We start from the raw sequence: 16,583 nt of genomic DNA on the forward strand, positions 1-16,583 counted from the left end.
GAAATTCATGGCGATTCCGACTTACGACCAGACCATGCCGCCTTTGCTGAGGCTGGCCGCGCAGCATGAAGAACTGGTCATGCGGGATGCGATCCAGGCCATGGCGGATCATTTCGCGCTGACCGAGAAGGAGCGCGCGGCGACCCTGCCGAAAAGCTCTGAAACCTACATCTACGACCGCACCTACTGGGCGCGCGTGTCTCTGATCAAGGCGGATCTGCTGGAGAGCCCGAGGCGTGGCGTGGTCCGCATCACGCAGGCGGGGCGGGAGTTCCTGAAGCGCAATCCGGGCGCCTTCGACCTCAAGGCCCTGAAGCCATTGAGCAAGGCGGCGAAGCAGAGCGAGGCGCCGCTTCCCTTTTCGCGACCCGTCGAACCCGATCCCGTCCCCGCCGAGGCCGAAGCCATCCGCAAGACCCCTCAGGAGCGGATCGCCGAGGCCGAAGAGGCTCTGTCGCGCGACCTGCGCGAGCAGCTTCAGGAGCAATTGCAGAAAATCTCGCCCGCCTTCTTCGAGCGGCTGATCGTGGACCTCATGCTGGCCATGGGCTACGGCTTCGACGAAAGCAGCGGCCGCCAGCTCGGCCGCACGAACGACGGCGGAATCGACGGCGAGATCTACGAGGACAAGCTCGGTCTCGACCGCATCCTTCTTCAGGCCAAGCGCTATGCGGCTCATGTCTCCATCGGCTCGCCGCAGATCCGCGAATTCATCGGCTCCCTGGACGTCCAGGGCGTCTCGAAGGGCGTCTTCGTCACCACCTCCTCCTTCACCGAGGAGGCCCGCCGGACGCCCAAGGCGGGCGGCAAGCGGCTGGTGCTGATCGACGGGGCCCGTCTGGCGGATCTGATGATCGAACATGGCGTGGGCGTGCGGGTCGAGCGTTCGGTGGTTCTCAAGGCTCTGGACCTGAATTATTTCGAGGACGCCTGAGCCCGGCTTCTTCTGTCTGCGGGGTCGGGCGCCTCGCCGCATGCGCTCCTTGTGGCCGCGTTGACATCCCCGCATCCCGCGCTTATCTGTCTCCCGCCGCAGCGCGCCTCTTTCGGGTTTGCGCGAGGTCTCGGCCTGTCGGAAGACAGGCGTCACATCCCCGAAGACGTCGGGTTCCGGAGCCTCCGCTCCGCCTTCCGCCCGACGCCCCAGGGGCCGCGGCGCAGTCGCCCGCCACTCGGGTTTCGGGGGCGCCTCCGCGCGCAGAAAGGCGAAAGATCATGTTTGGGTTCGGCGCGATATCCCGCGCGATTTTCGGCAACCGCAACGCCCGCAAGATCAAGCGGCTGCAGGGGACCGTCCAGAAGATCAACGCGCTGGAGCCCAGATACGCCGCCCTTCCGGACGACGAGCTCCGCGCCCTCACGCCCGCCTTCCGCGAGCGCCTCGCCAAAGGCGAGACCCTCGACCAGATCCTGCCCGAGGCCTTCGCCGCCGTGCGCGAAGCCTCGAAGCGCGTCCTCGGGCTGCGGCCCTTCGACGTCCAGCTGATGGGCGGCATGATCCTGCATCAGGGCAAGATCCCCGAGATGCGCACCGGCGAAGGCAAGACCCTCGTGGCGACCCTGCCGGTCTATCTGAACGCCCTCGAAGGGCGCGGCGTCCATGTGGTGACGGTCAATGACTACCTCGCCCGCCGCGACTCCGAATGGATGGGCCAGCTCTACCGCTTCCTCGGCCTGACGACGGGCGTGATCCTCCATGGCATGGACGACAACGAGCGCCGCGTCGCCTACGCCGCCGACGTGACCTACGCCACCAACAACGAGCTCGGCTTCGACTACCTGCGCGACAACATGAAATACAGCGTCGCGGAGATGGTCCAGCGCGGCCACCGCTACGCCATCGTCGACGAAGTGGACTCGATCCTCATCGACGAAGCCCGCACGCCGCTGATCATCTCCGGCCCGGCCGAGGATTCGAGCGGCCTCTACATGGCCGTCGACGCCCTGATTCCCGCCCTGACCGAAGAAGCCTACAAGATCGACGAGAAGGCCCGCAGCGTCGTCCTCACCGAGGAGGGCAACGAGGCTCTGGAGCAGGCCTCCCGGGCCGCCGGGCTGATGAAGGGCGCGACGCTCTACGATCCCGAGAACATCTCGCTGGTCCATCACATCAACCAGGCCCTGCGCGCGCACAAGCTCTTCACGCGCGACAAGGAATACATCGTCCGTGACGACAAGGTGATCATCATCGATGAGTTCACCGGCCGCATGATGGACGGACGCCGCTACTCCGAGGGCCTGCATCAGGCCATCGAGGCCAAGGAGCGCGCGACCATCCAGCCGGAGAACCACACGCTCGCCTCGATCACCTTCCAGAACTATTTCCGCCTCTACGACAAGCTCGGCGGCATGACCGGCACGGCCCTGACCGAAGCCAGCGAATTCCTGGAGATCTACGGCCTCGACGTGCTGGAGGTGCCCACCAACCGCCCCGTCCGCCGCAAGGACGACGACGACGCGGTCTATCGCACCGACCTCGAGAAATACGAGGCCATCGTCGAGGAGATCGAGAAGGCCCGCGCCCTCGGTCAGCCGACGCTGGTCGGCACCACCTCCATCGAGAAATCCGAGGTGCTGGCCGAGATCCTCCGGGGCAAGGGCTACCGCGTCAAGGACTACACCGATCCCGACGCCTTCAAGGCCCTCTACGACGGCGACCGCTCCTCGCCGGACGACAAGGTCTTCGCCATCCTCAACGCGCGCTTCCACGAACAGGAAGCCCAGATCGTGGCTCAGGCGGGCGTGCCGGGGGCGGTGACCATCGCCACCAACATGGCCGGACGCGGCACCGACATCCAGCTCGGCGGCAACGCCGAGATGCGCATCCAGCACGAGCTGGCGGGCGTGGCCGAAGGCGCCGAGCGCGACCGTCGCGAGGCCGCGATCAAGGCCGAGGTGGAGCGCCTCCGGAAGGTGGCTCTGGATGCGGGCGGGCTCTTCGTGCTCGGCACCGAGCGCCACGAGAGCCGCCGCATCGACAACCAGCTGCGCGGCCGTTCGGGCCGTCAGGGCGATCCGGGCCGCTCGAAGTTCTTCCTCTCGCTTCAGGACGACCTGATGCGCATCTTCGGCTCGGACCGCATGGAGAACATGCTGACGAAGCTGGGGCTCCAGGACGGCGAGGCCATCACCCACCCCTGGGTCAACAAGGCCATCGAGCGCGCCCAGGGCAAGGTCGAGGCCCGCAACTTCGACATCCGCAAGAACCTGCTGAAGTTCGACGACGTGATGAACGACCAGCGCAAGGCGATCTTCGCCCAGCGCCGCGAGATCATGGACGCCGTGGATCTCTCCGAGACCGCCAGCGACATGCGCGAGGCGCTCGTCGAGGATCTGGTCTCGACGCACATCCCCCAGGGCGGCTATGCGGACCAGTGGGACGTCAAGGGCCTCGCCGCCCAGCTGAAGGACTACTTCGGCGCCGACTTCCCCGTGGAGCAATGGGCCGCCGAGGAAGGCGTGGCCGACGAGGAGATCCGCGAACGCCTGCTCAAGGCCGTGGAGGAGCTCGCGGCCGAGAAGACCGCCCGCATCAGCCCCGAGATCATGCGCGCCCAGGAGAAGAACGTCATCCTGTCGGCCATCGACGAGGAATGGCGCGAACATCTCGTGCGTCTGGACTATCTGCGCCAGGTGATCGGCCTGCGCGGCTACGCCCAGAAGGATCCGCTGAACGAATACAAGTCGGAGGCCTTCGGGCTCTTCGACGGCCTCCTGACCCGCCTGCGCGGCGCCTCGACCAGGCGCCTCATGCGCATGGACGAGATCCTCGAACGCCAGAAGCGCAGCTACGTGATGCTCTTCTTCCAGAGCGAGGAAGGCCAACGCCGCATCCAGGAGCAGATCGCCGCCCATGGCCTCAACGAGTCGGGCGAGGTCGAGATCGAGGTCCCGACCCCCTACGGCGCGACCATGGTGCGTCTGCGCGCCGGAGAACCGGGCTCGGGCGCCCGCGGCTCTGCGCCGCAGCGGACGGGCGGTTCGGGCTACGGCGGAGCGGGCCTCGGGCTGAGCGCGGCGGGGGCCCGGGTGGCCTCGGCGGCGGCGGATCTCGCGGCGCCGCGGGGCGAGGCGGGCCTCGACACCCTCGCGCCCATCGACCCGGAGCTGCTGAAGAACGTGGGGCGCAACGACGCATGTCCCTGCGGCTCGGGCCTGCGATTCAAGCACTGTCACGGCAAGCTGACTTGATTTTCCCTCCCGCCCCTGTGTAAGCAGCGCTCGGCTGGAAAGCTTGCGCCGCTTCAGGCGAATGGGAGATCGACTTGGACGAAGCCGACCGGACAGGTGGCGGATTCCATGAGGGGAGGCATCGCCTTCCCCTGCGGGTCTACTACGAGGACACCGACGCGGGAGGCGTGATCTATCACGCCTCCTATCTGCGTTTCTTCGAGCGGGGCCGCTCCGAGGCGCTGCGTCTGCTCGGGGTGGATCAGCCGGAGCTGCTGCGCGCGGAGGGCCTGCTCTTCGTGGTGCGGCGCATCGAGATCGATTATCTCGCGCCCGGCCGTCTCGACGACCTTCTCCACATCGACACCGTGGTCCTGCGCATGGGAGGCGCCAGCCTCGACATGCTCCAGGAGGCGCGCCGGGGCGATTCGACCCTGGCGCGGGCGCGCGTGGTCTGCGTGGGGGTGGGCCGCGAAGGACGGGCGGCGCGTCTGCCCGAGTCCCTCCGCAAGAGGATCGCGGCGGGTTTTCCCGCGCTGACGGATGGGCCGGATCCGTCTTAATCGTATTTTAGCCAAAATCGCCGCACAGAAATCGCTGCGGCGCCACTTCCCGCACGGCGCGCCGAACGCCGGCGATCACAGAAAAGGACGAATGTGATGTCGGACCCTCATCTCGATTTCTCGGTGATGGCGCTCTTCTGGCAGGCGCACTGGGTGGTCAAGGTCGTCGTGATCCTGCTGCTGATGGCCTCCTTCTGGTCCTGGGCGATCATCATCCAGAAGCTGCTGAATCTCCGTTCGGCCCGCGTCCAGGCGGCCGGTTTCGAGAAGATCGTCTGGTCGGGCCAGTCTCTGGACGACATCTACGACAAGGTCGGCAAGGCGCCCGCCAATCCCATGGAGCGCATCTTCTCCACCGGCATGAACGAATGGCGCCGCAGCTTCGAGAACGGAACCCTTGTGCCCGGCTCGCGCGACCGGCTGTCGCTCTCGATGGACGTGGCCATCGACCGCGAGGTCGAGCGCCAGGAGCGGGGGATGACCTTCCTCGCGACCACGGGCGCGATCTCGCCCTTCGTGGGGCTCTTCGGCACGGTCTGGGGCATCAAGAACAGCTTCGAGTCCATCGCGGTCTCGCAGAACACCAGCCTTTCGGTGGTGGCGCCCGGCATCGCCGAGGCTCTCGGCGCGACGGCTCTGGGGCTTCTGGCGGCCATTCCGGCCACGGTGGCCTTCAACTATTTCTCGGGTCAGATCGGCAAGTTCAGCCGCCGGATCGAGCAGTTCGCCGACCGCTTCACCGGGCTGCTCTCCACCGAATTCGACCGTCGGGGGGTGTGAGATGGGCGCTTCCCTGAAAGCTGGCGGCGCCTCGGGAGGCCGCAGGGGACGGCGCGGCGGAGGCCGCGGCGCGCCCATGTCCGAGATCAACGTGACGCCCTTCGTGGACGTGATGCTGGTGCTTCTGATCGTGTTCATGGTGGCGGCGCCGATGATGGCCGTGGGCGTGCCGGTGCAGCTGCCCAAGACCGCCGCCGGACCCATCGACTCCGAGCGCCAGGACCCCGTCACCATCAACGTCGACGCCGCAGGCGGAATCTTCCTGCAGGGCGAGCCGGTCACCCGCGAGGATCTGCCGGTCCAGCTGGCGGCCCTCGTCGAGGAGCGCGGAGATCAGGAGCGCATCTTCATGCGCGCCGATCAGGGCGCCTCCTACGGAGACGTGATGGTGGTGATGGGCGAACTCAACGCCCGGGGCCTTCGCAACATCGGGCTCGTGACCGATTCCCCCAACGCGGGCGCCGGGCCTCGCCCGGCCGCAGGGGAGACGGCCGCAGCAGCCCCGACCGCCGCGGGGACGACGCCATGACGGCCCGTCCTTCGCGTGGTCTGGAGAGGAGCGCCTGAAGATGCGCGCAGGCGCCTTCGCGTCGGGAGTGTTGCACAGCGTGCTGATTCTGGCGGCCATCGCCCCGAATCGGCCGCGTCCTCTGGATCGCCCGGCCTCCGGCCCGCCTCTGGCGGTGGAGGTGGTGAGCCTCGAGGAGTATAACGCTCTCATGGCGCGGAGCAGCGCCGCCCGCGCCCTCTCCGACTCCAGCCTGCCCCCGGAGACGCAGGTGGCGATGAACACGCCGCCTTCTCCCGCCTCTCCGCCGCCTGCGGCCGCCGCCGCGACGCAAGGCGATTCGCCGCCCCCTCCCGCCGCCGCGCCGGACTGGGCGGAGACGCCTCCGCCCCCGCCTGCGCCTGCGCAGCCTTCTGCGCCTTCCTCTCCGGCCTATGCGCCGCCGGTGCGCGTCAGCTCGACGCCGCCCGCCGCCCCCGAACTCGACGAGGCCGCCCTCCAGGACGAACCGGTCGAGCGCGCCGATCTGGTGCCCGCCTCGCCCACGGTCAGCGTGACCCAGCCCGCCGAGCTCGCGACGCCGAGCCCCGATCTGGCCGCTCCCGAGGTGGATCTCGCCATGGAGCCGCCGCCGCCTCAGGCCCCGACGCCTCCTGCGGCCTCCGCGCCGCCTCCGCCTCAGGTCGCGGTCTCCGAGGCGCCGCGCGTCTCGCCGACGCCGCGTCCGCGCCCCGAGACCCCGGCGCCCTCCTCGCCCGTCACGACCGCCGAGGCCCCCAACGCGCCCCCCGAAGAAGCCGAAGTCGCCGCCGCCCAGGACCGGGGACCGGTCGCCAGCCCCATGCCGCGCGAGAAGCCGCAGCAATCGCCCGCCCAGATCGCCGAGGCCCAGCGCCGCGTCGAGGAGATGGTCGAGGCCGCCCGCCGCGCCGAAGACGCCCGCATCGCCGACGACGCCCGCCGCCAGCAGGCCGAGCAGGACCGCCGCGCCGCCGAGGCCGCCCGTCGGCGGCAGGAGGAGCAGGACCGCATCTCCGCCGAGATGGCCCGCCTCGAAGGCGAGCGCGCCGCCGCCGAAGGCCGCCGCCTCGACGAGGAGCGCCGCGCCCGTCTGCGCGCCGCGCAGCTCGAAGAGGACCGCCGCCGCGCCGAAGCCGAGGCCCGCGCCCGCGCTCAGGCCGAGATGGACCAGCGCGCCCGCGACGCCGCCGCCGCCGCCGATCTGCTGCGCCGTCAGCAGGAGCAGGCCCGCATCGCCGACGAGCTGGCCCAGCGCGAGCTTCAGGTGCGTCAGGCGGAGCTGATGCGTCAGGAGCAGGAGCGCCGCCTCCGCGAGGATCAGCTGCGCCTCGAACAGATGGCCCGCGAACAGGACCACCAGCGTCAGCAGGAGATCCTGCGTCAGCAATCCGAGATGGACGCCGTCCGCCGCCGTCAGGAGGAGGCGCGGCTGCAATACGAGGCCCAGGAGCGCCGCCGTCAGGAGCTGGAGTCCCAGCGCCAGAACCAGATGCGCCTCGACCAGATGGACCGCGAGCGCATGGCCCGCGACCAGCAGCAGGCCGACCTCGCCCGCCGCTTCGAGACCGCCATCGGCACGCCCGTGACCTCGCGGTCCATGGCGCCGATGGGCGATCAGGGCATGGGCGCGATCTACGGCGGCGGCCCGGCGGGGGCTGCGGATCCTCTGGCGGGGATCTTCGCGGCGGCCGACAATCTGGCGGCCAGCGGCGGCGGGGGCGCGGTGCGCTCTCCGGGCTACGGCGGCGCCTCGATGGAGCTGACCAGCGCCGAGCGTCAGCAGATGCTCAACGCGCTGAAGGGCTGCTGGATCGTGGATCCGGCCGCCATCGGCTTCGGCTCGATCTCCGTGACCCTCGCCGCGAGCCTGCAGCCGAATGGGTATGTGGACCGGGGTTCGGTGCGCGTGGTATCTCCGATGCCGACGCCGCCCGAATATCGGGTCGCGGTCGAGAGCGCGCGTCAGGCGCTGCTGGACACCCGCTGTCAGCCTCTGCCCGTTCCGCCGCAGAAATACGACGCCTGGAGACAGGTGCAGATCACCTTCAATCCTCAGAACATGGGTTTGCAATGATGGCGCGCTCGCTTTTCTCCGCTCTGGGCTGCGCCGCCGCGCTGATCGCGGCGCCGCTTGTCGTCGCTTCTCCGGCCTTCGCGCAGGCGCGCGGGCCGCTGATGCTGACGCTGGAGGAGGGCGTGGTGCGGCCTCTGCCGATCCTGATCGCGCCCTTCGACGGCCCGCGCGGCGCCGAGATCGCCGAGATCGTGGCGCGGGATCTGGGCGGCTCGGGGGTCTTCCAGCCGGTGAGCCCGAGCGTCGGACGCACGGCGGCGCCCAATTTCAACGCGCCGCCGCTCTTCGAGCAGATCCGCTCGGCCACCGACGCCCGCGCTCTGGTGACGGGCGAGGCGATCAACGAGGGCGACGGACGGCTCTCCATCCGCTTCCGCCTCTGGGACGTGCTGTCCCAGGAGCAGCTCGCGGGCTTCCAGTATCGCGCCGATCCCAACGCCACCCGCCGCATGGCGCATCGCGTGGCCGATTCCATCTATGAGCGCCTGACCGGCGAACCCGGCTATTTCGAGACCCGCATCGCCTTCGTCGAGGAGACGGGGCGCGCGCCGCGCGTCTCCAAGCGGCTGGCGGTGATGGATTACGACGGCGCCAACGTCGAATACCTGACCTCGGGCTCGGAGCTGGTCCTCACGCCGCGCTACGCCCCGAGCGAGCAGGCCATGACCTACATCTCCTATCGCGAGGGGGCGCCGCGGGTCTATCTGCTGAACGTCCAGACGCGTCGTCAGGAGATCCTCGGCAGCTTCAAGGGCATGAGCTTCGCGCCGCGCTTCTCTCCGGACGGCTCGAAGGTGGTGATGAGCATCTCGCAGAACGGCGAGACCAAGATCCACGAGATGGACGTGGGCTCGCGCCGGATGCGTCAGCTGACCAGCGGTCGGGGCCTCGACACCTCGCCGAGCTATTCCCCGGACGGACGCCAGATCGCCTTCGAATCCGATCGCGAGGGCGGCCAGCAGATCTATGTGATGGACGCCGGCGGCGGGGGGGCGCGTCGGATCTCCAGCGGCCCGGCGCGTCATGCGACGCCCGTCTGGTCTCCGCGCGGCGACTACATCGCCTTCACGCGCATGGAGGGCGGGCGCTTCAGCATCGGGGTGATGCGCCCCGACGGTTCGGGCGCGCGGACCCTGACGAGCTCCTTCCTGGAGGAGAGCCCGACCTGGGCGCCGAACGGCCGTCGCCTGATGTTCACGCGTCAGGAGGGCCCCGGCTCCTCGCCGCAGCTCTGGCAGGTGGACATTCGCGGCGGCCAGGCCTCGCGGGTGCCGACTCCCGGCGCGGCCTCCGATCCGGCCTGGGGCCCTCCGATGCGCTGAGCCCTTCGCGCCGCTTCTTCAGGCCCCCGCTCCAAAAGATCGGCGCGGGGGCTTTCGTTTTCCGGGGAATGGGCCTAGATGACCCCGCCATTCCTTGCGAAGGAGCTAGAGAGATGTCGGAGCGGTTCAGGGTCGCGATTTTGGGCGCCAGCGGCTATACGGGGGCGGAGCTGGTCCGTCTTCTGGCGCTGCATCCGCGCATGCGCGTGACGGCGCTCTCGGCGGACCGCAAGGCGGGCCAGACCCTCGCGGAGGCCTTTCCGCATCTGGCGCATCTCGATCTTCCGGCGATGGTGAAGATCGAGGACATCGACTTCAGCGCCGTGGACATGGTGTTCTGCTGTCTGCCCCACGCCACCACGCAGGAGGTGCTGAAGGGCCTGCCGCCTCAGGTGAAGATCGTGGACCTCTCCGCCGATTTCCGGCTTGAGGACCCCGCCGCCTATGAGGAATGGTATGGCCATCCGCATCAGGCTCTGGAGCTTCAGAAGGAGGCCGTCTACGGCCTGCCGGAATTCTACCGCGAGAAGATCAGGACCGCCCGTCTGACCGCCAACACCGGCTGTTACGTGGCGACCGCGCTGATTCCGCTGGTGCCGATCCTCAAGGCGGGCGCCGCCTCGCCGGACGACATCGTGATCGACGCGAAATCCGGCGTTTCGGGCGCGGGCCGGGCCCTGCGCGAGGGCTCGCTCTTCACCGAGGTCTCCGAGGGCTTTTCCGCTTATGGCGTCGGCAAGCATCGCCACATGGCCGAGATCGACCAGGAGCTGACCAAGGCCGTCGGCCGCGAGGTGGTCGCCAGCTTCACGCCGCATCTGTTGCCGCAGAACCGGGGCATCCTCGCGACGATCTACCTGAAGGGCGAGGCCGGGGCGGTCCATGCGGCGCTCAGCGCGGCTTACAAGGACGAGTTCTTCATCCATGTGCTGCCCATGGGCCAGATCCCCCAGACGCGCCATGTGCGCGGCTCGAACTTCGTGAAGATCGGCGTGGCGCCGGATCGTCTGCCGGGCCGCTGCATCGTGGTTTCGGTGCTCGACAACCTCGTGAAGGGCTCTTCGGGTCAGGCGCTCCAGAACGCCAACCTGATGCTCGGCCTGCCCGAGTCGATGGGTCTGGAGCAGGCGCCGCTTTTCCCCTGAAGATCCGGCCTCTTCACCGGCTGCGAAGCCCCGTCGAAGCCCCGTTTCGGCGGGGCTTTCGTTTTTGCGCCTCTGAAAGGATGAAAATTGCGCGCAGGCCCCGTTGCGCGACGCATCCTTTCTCTCTAGGGTGCCTCCTCCGGCGCGCTTCGCAGAAATTCGCAGAACAGACGAAAAGCCTCTAGCGCGCTTGTCCGGGGCTTTCGGGGGATTTGGGATATGGTGAAGCGCGCGCGCGTCAGCGACGAAGAGGCTCTGGCCTTCCACAGCATGGGCCGTCCCGGCAAGCTGGAGATCACGGTCACCAAGCCGATGGGCACGCAGCGCGACCTCGCGCTGGCCTATAGTCCCGGCGTGGCGGCTCCGGTGCGGGCCATCGCCGAGGATCCCGACGCCGCCTACGACTACACCGCCAAGGGCAATCTGGTGGCGGTGATCTCCAACGGCACGGCGATCCTGGGTCTGGGCGATCTGGGGGCTCTGGCCTCCAAGCCGGTGATGGAGGGCAAATGCGCGCTCTTCAAGCGCTTCGCCGATGTGGACGCCATAGACCTCGAAGTGGACGCCCATGACCCCGAGGAGCTGATCCGGGCCATCCGCGTTCTGGGGCCTTCCTTCGGCGGGATCAATCTGGAGGACATCAAGGCTCCGGAATGCTTCATCATCGAGCAGCGCCTGCGCGAGGAGATGGACATCCCCGTCTTCCATGACGACCAGCACGGCACCGCGATCATCTGCGCGGCGGGCCTCATCAACGCCCTGCACATCGCCCGCAAGAAGATCGAGGACGTGCGGATCGTCCTCAACGGCGCGGGGGCGGCGGGTCTGGCCTGCATCGAGCTGGTCAAGGCCATGGGCGCGCGTCCCGAGAACTGCATCATCTGCGACACCAAGGGCGTGGTCTATCGGGGCCGCCTCGAAGGGATGAACCAGTGGAAGTCGGCCCACGCCATCGAGACCTCAGCGCGCAGCCTCGCCGACGCCATGGAGGGCGCGGACGTCTTCCTCGGCGTTTCGGCCAAGGGGGCGCTGAGCGGGGCGATGCTCAAGAGCATGGCGCGCAATCCCATCGTCTTCGCCATGGCGAATCCGGATCCCGAGATCACCCCGGAGGAGGCCCATGAAGTGCGCCCCGACGCCATCGTGGCCACCGGGCGCTCCGATTATCCCAATCAGGTCAACAACGTGCTGGGCTTCCCCTATATCTTCCGGGGCGCTCTGGACGTGCGGGCGCGCAGCATCAACGACGAGATGAAGATCGCCGCCGCCAACGCCCTCGCCGAACTCGCCCGCGAGGACGTGCCCGACGAGGTGGCCGCCGCCTATGGCCGCCGCCTGCAATATGGCCCGGACTACATCATTCCGGCGCCTTTCGATCCGCGTCTGATCAGCCGGATTCCTCTGGCGGTGGCGGTGGCGGCCATGGAGTCGGGGGTGGCGCGGCGGCCCATCATCGACATCGAGGCCTACGAGAAGAGCCTCAAGGCGCGGCTCGACCCGACCACCTCCATGCTTCAGGCGCTCTACGAGCGCGTGCTGGTCAATCCCAAGCGCATGGTCTTCGCCGAGGGCGAGGAGGAGCGCGTGATGCGCGCCGCGATCTCCTATGCGCGGGGCGGCTATGGCGAGGCGATCCTCATCGGCCGCGAGGAGCGCATCCGCGAGACCCTCGGGAAGGTCGGCCTCGAAGGCGCCGAGGAGGAGATCACCATCCTCAACGCGGCGCTCTCCGACAAGGTGCCCGAGTACACCGAGTACCTCTACAAGCGCCTTCAGCGCAAAGGCTTCCTGCATCGCGATTGCCAGCGCATGATCCAGCAGGACCGCAACATCTTCAGCGCGGCGATGGTGGCTCTGGGCGACGCCGACGGCATGGTCACGGGCCTGACGCGCAAGACCGCCGTGGCGCTCGACGCCATCCAGCGGGCCATCGACGGCTATCACGGCAAGCCTCCGGTGGGGGTCTCGATCCTTCTGGCGCGCGGGCGGACGGTGCTCATCGCCGACACCGTGACCCATGACGCCCCCAGCGCCGAGGATCTGGCGAACATCTCGGAATCGGCGGCCTGGCTGGCGCGGCGTCTGGGGCTGGAGCCCCGGGTGGCGCTTCTGGCGCAATCGACCTTCGGCTATCCCGACGGCGAGCCCTCGCGGCGGATGCGCGAGGCGGCGGAGATCCTCGCCGCCCGCGAGGTGGACTTCGAGGCCGACGGCGACATGGCCGCCGACGTGGCGCTGAACATGAGCGGCATGGCGGCCTATCCCTTCAGCCGCCTGACGGGTCCGGCGAACGTGCTGATCGCCCCCGACCGCCACGGCGCGAGCATCGCGGCCAAGATGCTGCGCGAGATCGGCGGCTGCACGCTGATCGGGCCGATTCTGGTGGGTCTGGAGCATTCGGCGCAGATCGCCTCCATGACGGCCACCGTCTCGGAGATCCTGAACATGGCGATTCTGGCGGCTTCCCCTCTGGACTAGTTTCGTTCGCCTCGCTAAGGAAAGGACATGGAGGGGCCGGAAGGCCCCTTCCTCGGATCATGGAGGAGCCGGAAGGCTCCTCCTGCGGGATGAAGATCGTCGAAGGAGGCCGCCATGGCGGAGTTGATCGACCAGACGTCCAGCGTCGCCGCCGGGGAGCTGACCCAGCTCGTCGAGCGCATCGAACGCCTGGAGGAGGACAAGAAAGCCGTCTCCGACGACATCAAGGACGTCTACGCCGAGGCCAAGGGCCGGGGCTTCGACACCAAGGCCATCCGCACCATCGTGCGGCTGCGGGCCAAGAAGCCCGACGAGCGCGCCGAAGAGGAGGCCATCCTCGATCTCTACAAATCCGCGCTCGGCATGTGATCCGGCGCGGGCGGGGGAGGGGGCCTGCTCCGCCTCCGCCGCGCCGCCCGGCTCAGCCAGGCGACGCTTGGAGGGAGGGCTCATGAGCGGGTCCCGCAAGGCGGCCTGTCCCTTCTGCGGAGGGCCTGCTTCGTCTGCGACGGTCTCCTGCGCCTCCTGCGGGGCGGAGCGTCTGCCGGGCTTCGGCGAGCGCTGGTTCCTGCCGCTGACGATCCTGAGCGCGCTTCTGCTGTTCGGGGCGCAGGTCTTCGTCCTCCACGCTCTGGCGGAGCGGCTTCAGCCGGAGCCTCCCCTGGTCAGAGCCTCCCGCGTCGCGACGGTCGGGGCCGCTCTGGGCTCGGCGCTTCTGACGCGGCTCGGCGGGCGCGCATGGACGGACTTTCTGCTCGCGCCCCGGCGCCGGGACCGCTGGAGCCTCGGGCGCGACATCCGGCGCGGCGGCTGACGCCGCCCCTTGCGGGGGCGGCGCGGTTCGTCTTCAGGGGGCGTCCCATGCGGGCGCGAGTCCCGGCGGGCTGATCAGGCGGCCTCCGGTCCTCGCGAGGGCGTGGATGCGGGCGATCTCCAGATCCGTCAGCGAGAAGTCGAAGACGGCGAAGTTCTCGGCCAGACGCTCCGCGCGGGCGGTCTTGGTCAGGGCGACGACCTGAGGCTGCTGCACCAGCCAGCGCAAGGCCACCTGAGCGGCGGTCTTGCCGTATTTGGCGCCGATCTCCTGGAGTTCGGGATCCCTGGGGACGAGGCCGTCGGCCATGGCGTAATAGGCGGTGATCGAGCCGCCGCCTGCGCGGGCCTGCTCCAGAACGGCCCTCTGCGCGAGATAGGGGTGATACTCCACCTGGTTGGAGACCAGAGGCGCCGCCGAAAGCGCGTCGGCCCTGCGCATGAGCTCGCTGGAATAATTCGAGATCCCGACGTCCCGGGCGAGCCCCGCCGCCCGGACTTCGTTCAGCGATTCGATCTGCTGCTCCAGCGAGGCTTCGGCGAAGCGCGGCCAGTGCAGGAGCAGGAGATCCACATGATCCGTCCGGAGCCGCTTCAGGCTCTCCTCGACCGAGGCCCGGAAGCGGTCCTTCGCGAAATTCTCGACCCAGACCTTGGTGGTCAGGAAGACTTCGCCGCGCGCGAGGCTGGAGGCGGCGAGCACTTCGCCCACTTCGGCCTCGTTGCGATAGGCCTGGGCGGTGTCGACATGGCGGAAGCCCGTCTTGAGCGCCTGAGGCAGGATCTCCAGCACCTCGGCGCCGGACATGCGGAAGGTGCCGAAGCCGAGCGCCGGAATCCGGGCTCCGCGGGTGAGGACGTCGTCCATAGGAGCGTCTCCCTGAAAGCTTCTGGAGGGCCGGGACCGGCCCGTTCCTCTGTTCAATCCACGCCTTTCGGCCGGGGCGCAAGCCCCGAGATTCCCGCCGCCGCCCCGATTGGTCGATCTCCGGGAACGATCCGTTCGGCGCCGGGGGCTCAATTTCCGGCCGGGAAGGCCCGATATGGCTTTCAACAGCGTCCGAAACGTTTTCGTGACAGAGACCACGGGAGATCGCCATGAGCCTGCACCTGACCGGCGTGCATCATCTGACCGCCATCACCGCCGACGCCCGCGCCAACCGGAGATTCCACGCCGGAACCCTCGGGCTGCGGCTCGTGAAGAAGACCGTGAATCAGGACGACGTCAGCGCCTATCACCTGTTCTACGCCGACGGCCTGGCGAGTCCGGGCACGGATCTGACCTTCTTCGACTGGCCCGCCCCGCCCGAGCGCCGGGGAACCCGCTCCATCAGCCGGACGGGCCTGCGCGTCGCCGACGAAGCGGCTCTGGCCTGGTGGGCGACGCGCTTCGCGGATCTCGGGGTGAAGGCCGAGCGCGCGCGTCTGATCGACGGGCGTCAGTCCGTGGACTTCGAGGATCCCGAGGGCCAGCGCTACCGCCTGACCGTGGACGGCGCCCGGACGCCCGCCCATTCCTGGGCGCAGAGTCCGGTCCCGGCGGCGCATCAGATTCGCGGCCTCGGGGCGATCACGATCAGCGTGCCGGATCTGGAGAACACCGGGCTTGTCCTGACCCGGGTCATGAACATGACGAAGCTGCGCGAATACGACTCGCCCGACGGCGCGGGCCGCGTCCATGTCTACGGCATGGGAGAAGCCGCCGGCCCCGAACAGGAGCTTCATGTGGCGGTCCAGCCGGGGCTTCCTGTGGCGCGTCAGGGCGCGGGGGGCGTGCATCACGTGGCCTTCCGCACCCCCGACGCCGAGGGTCTGGAGGCCTGGGCGGCGCGTCTGAGGGAATTGCGCGTTCCCTCCAGCGGCGAGGTGGAGCGCTATTACTTCCGCTCGCTCTATTTCCGCGAGCCCGGCGGCAATCTCTTCGAGATCGCCACGGACGGCCCCGGCTTCGCGGTGGACGAGCCTCTGGAGAGCCTCGGCGAGAGCCTGTCGCTGCCGCCCTTCCTGGAGAACCGCCGCGCGGAGATCGAGGCGCGGCTCAAGCCCATCGACTGACCTCCCCGAATCGGGGAGGATCCTGCGCCGCCTCCTGCTTCCGGAGGCGGCGTCCTGTCGATCCTGAAACGCGAGGAGAAACCTGTGGTCAAGATTCTGGGCGTGGCGGGCAGCCTGCGGAAGGGCTCGTACAACGCGGCCCTGTTGCGGGCGGCGGTCGGGGCGGCGCCGGAGGGCGTCGAGCTGGTCCTCGGGACCATCCGGGGCGTGCCGCTCTTCGACGCCGACGAGGAGGCTCTGGGGCTTCCGCCCGCCGTGACGGCCCTGCGCGAGGGAATCCGCGCCGCCGACGGCCTGCTGATCGTCTCGCCGGAGTACAACGCCTCGATTCCCGGCGTGGTCAAGAACGCCGTGGACTGGGTTTCGCGCGTCTATCCGGGCGATCCTTCGCCCTTCGCGGGCAAGCCCGTGGCGGTGATGGGGGCCTCCATGGGGAATTTCGGCACGATCCAGGCTCAGGACGCCTGGCGGCCGGTGTTCAAGCGCGTCGAGGCGCAGATGTGGTTCGGCGGACAGGTGACGATCCCGCGCGCCCAGACGATCTTCGACGCCGAAGGGACGCTGACCGACGAGGCGACCGTCAGGCGCCTGAGCGACTTCCTGAAGGGCTTCGCGGGCTTCGTCGGGAAGATGCGGGCCTGAGGCGCAGGCTCC

Annotated in this window: 14 protein-coding genes; 13 read left to right on the plus strand and 1 reads right to left on the minus strand. The window is 68.8% G+C overall.

The window, feature by feature from the left end:
* Positions 1–7: 7 nt before the first annotated feature.
* The 11 genes from PHN62_RS06730 (at position 8) to PHN62_RS06780 (ending at position 13,875) form a co-directional block, all read left to right on the plus strand.
* A complete protein-coding gene (locus PHN62_RS06730) occupies positions 8–934 on the plus strand; it encodes a restriction endonuclease (RefSeq protein WP_300148090.1) in 927 nt (308 codons plus the stop codon).
* 281 nt (positions 935–1,215) lie between these two features.
* Positions 1,216–4,191, plus strand: coding sequence for a preprotein translocase subunit SecA (gene secA, locus PHN62_RS06735; RefSeq protein WP_300148093.1), 2,976 nt, complete (start codon positions 1,216–1,218; stop codon positions 4,189–4,191).
* A gap of 74 nt (positions 4,192–4,265) precedes the next feature.
* Positions 4,266–4,733 carry a tol-pal system-associated acyl-CoA thioesterase gene (gene ybgC / locus PHN62_RS06740; RefSeq protein ID WP_300148096.1) on the plus strand — a complete coding sequence of 156 codons (468 nt, stop codon included), beginning with the start codon at positions 4,266–4,268 and terminating at the stop codon, positions 4,731–4,733.
* 96 nt (positions 4,734–4,829) lie between these two features.
* Positions 4,830–5,513: a protein TolQ gene (tolQ, locus tag PHN62_RS06745; protein ID WP_300148098.1), complete on the plus strand. Its 684-nt coding sequence runs from the start codon at positions 4,830–4,832 to the stop codon at positions 5,511–5,513.
* A 1-nt stretch (position 5,514) separates the two neighbouring features.
* Positions 5,515–6,042 carry an ExbD/TolR family protein gene (locus tag PHN62_RS06750; RefSeq protein WP_300148100.1) on the plus strand — a complete coding sequence of 176 codons (528 nt, stop codon included), beginning with the start codon at positions 5,515–5,517 and terminating at the stop codon, positions 6,040–6,042.
* Between the two features lie 40 nt (positions 6,043–6,082).
* Complete coding sequence (locus PHN62_RS06755; RefSeq protein WP_300148103.1) at positions 6,083–8,116, plus strand: hypothetical protein; 2,034 nt, start codon at positions 6,083–6,085, stop codon at positions 8,114–8,116.
* A complete protein-coding gene (gene tolB / locus PHN62_RS06760) occupies positions 8,113–9,438 on the plus strand; it encodes a Tol-Pal system beta propeller repeat protein TolB (RefSeq protein WP_367187004.1) in 1,326 nt (441 codons plus the stop codon). Before PHN62_RS06755 ends, tolB begins: the two co-directional genes overlap by 4 nt.
* A 113-nt stretch (positions 9,439–9,551) precedes the next feature.
* Positions 9,552–10,583, plus strand: coding sequence for an N-acetyl-gamma-glutamyl-phosphate reductase (gene argC, locus PHN62_RS06765; protein ID WP_300148108.1), 1,032 nt, complete (start codon positions 9,552–9,554; stop codon positions 10,581–10,583).
* A gap of 222 nt (positions 10,584–10,805) precedes the next feature.
* Positions 10,806–13,061 (plus strand): NADP-dependent malic enzyme, encoded by a 2,256-nt coding sequence (locus tag PHN62_RS06770; protein WP_300148175.1) that lies wholly within the window; start codon positions 10,806–10,808, stop codon positions 13,059–13,061.
* 114 nt (positions 13,062–13,175) lie between these two features.
* On the plus strand, positions 13,176–13,430 hold the full coding sequence (locus tag PHN62_RS06775; RefSeq protein ID WP_018633265.1) for a DUF2312 domain-containing protein: 255 nt from the start codon (positions 13,176–13,178) through the stop codon (positions 13,428–13,430).
* A gap of 82 nt (positions 13,431–13,512) precedes the next feature.
* Positions 13,513–13,875, plus strand: coding sequence for a hypothetical protein (locus tag PHN62_RS06780; protein ID WP_300148112.1), 363 nt, complete (start codon positions 13,513–13,515; stop codon positions 13,873–13,875).
* A gap of 33 nt (positions 13,876–13,908) precedes the next feature.
* Here PHN62_RS06780 and PHN62_RS06785 read toward each other — a convergent pair whose 3' ends face one another.
* The gene (locus tag PHN62_RS06785) at positions 13,909–14,742 is read right to left on the minus strand and encodes an aldo/keto reductase (protein WP_300148115.1); all 834 of its coding nucleotides are present in this window, start codon (positions 14,740–14,742) and stop codon (positions 13,909–13,911) included.
* A 230-nt stretch (positions 14,743–14,972) separates the two neighbouring features.
* Here PHN62_RS06785 and PHN62_RS06790 point away from each other — a divergent pair, with 230 nt between their 5' ends.
* Positions 14,973–15,929, plus strand: coding sequence for a ring-cleaving dioxygenase (locus PHN62_RS06790; protein ID WP_300148118.1), 957 nt, complete (start codon positions 14,973–14,975; stop codon positions 15,927–15,929).
* Positions 15,930–16,013: 84 nt separating this feature from the next.
* Positions 16,014–16,571, plus strand: coding sequence for an NADPH-dependent FMN reductase (locus PHN62_RS06795; RefSeq protein WP_300148120.1), 558 nt, complete (start codon positions 16,014–16,016; stop codon positions 16,569–16,571).
* The last annotated feature ends 12 nt before the right edge of the window (positions 16,572–16,583 follow it).

Source organism: Neomegalonema sp., from assembly GCF_028688855.1.
In the GTDB taxonomy this organism is placed as follows: Bacteria; Pseudomonadota; Alphaproteobacteria; order Rhodobacterales; family Rhodobacteraceae; genus Neomegalonema.

What these genes read in the sequence shown, in the direction of transcription:
- argC (WP_300148108.1), top strand. Translation starts at nt 9,552, where the DNA reads ATGTCGGAGCGGTTCAGGGTCGCGATTTTGGGCGCCAGCGGCTATACG.
- PHN62_RS06790 (WP_300148118.1), top strand. Translation starts at nt 14,973, where the DNA reads ATGAGCCTGCACCTGACCGGCGTGCATCATCTGACCGCCATCACCGCC.
- PHN62_RS06755 (WP_300148103.1), top strand. Translation starts at nt 6,083, where the DNA reads ATGCGCGCAGGCGCCTTCGCGTCGGGAGTGTTGCACAGCGTGCTGATT.
- secA (WP_300148093.1), top strand. Translation starts at nt 1,216, where the DNA reads ATGTTTGGGTTCGGCGCGATATCCCGCGCGATTTTCGGCAACCGCAAC.
- PHN62_RS06750 (WP_300148100.1), top strand. Translation starts at nt 5,515, where the DNA reads ATGGGCGCTTCCCTGAAAGCTGGCGGCGCCTCGGGAGGCCGCAGGGGA.
- PHN62_RS06730 (WP_300148090.1), top strand. Translation starts at nt 8, where the DNA reads ATGGCGATTCCGACTTACGACCAGACCATGCCGCCTTTGCTGAGGCTG.
- PHN62_RS06780 (WP_300148112.1), top strand. Translation starts at nt 13,513, where the DNA reads ATGAGCGGGTCCCGCAAGGCGGCCTGTCCCTTCTGCGGAGGGCCTGCT.
- tolB (WP_367187004.1), top strand. Translation starts at nt 8,113, where the DNA reads ATGATGGCGCGCTCGCTTTTCTCCGCTCTGGGCTGCGCCGCCGCGCTG.
- PHN62_RS06785 (WP_300148115.1), bottom strand. Translation starts at nt 14,742, where the DNA reads ATGGACGACGTCCTCACCCGCGGAGCCCGGATTCCGGCGCTCGGCTTC.
- PHN62_RS06775 (WP_018633265.1), top strand. Translation starts at nt 13,176, where the DNA reads ATGGCGGAGTTGATCGACCAGACGTCCAGCGTCGCCGCCGGGGAGCTG.
- tolQ (WP_300148098.1), top strand. Translation starts at nt 4,830, where the DNA reads ATGTCGGACCCTCATCTCGATTTCTCGGTGATGGCGCTCTTCTGGCAG.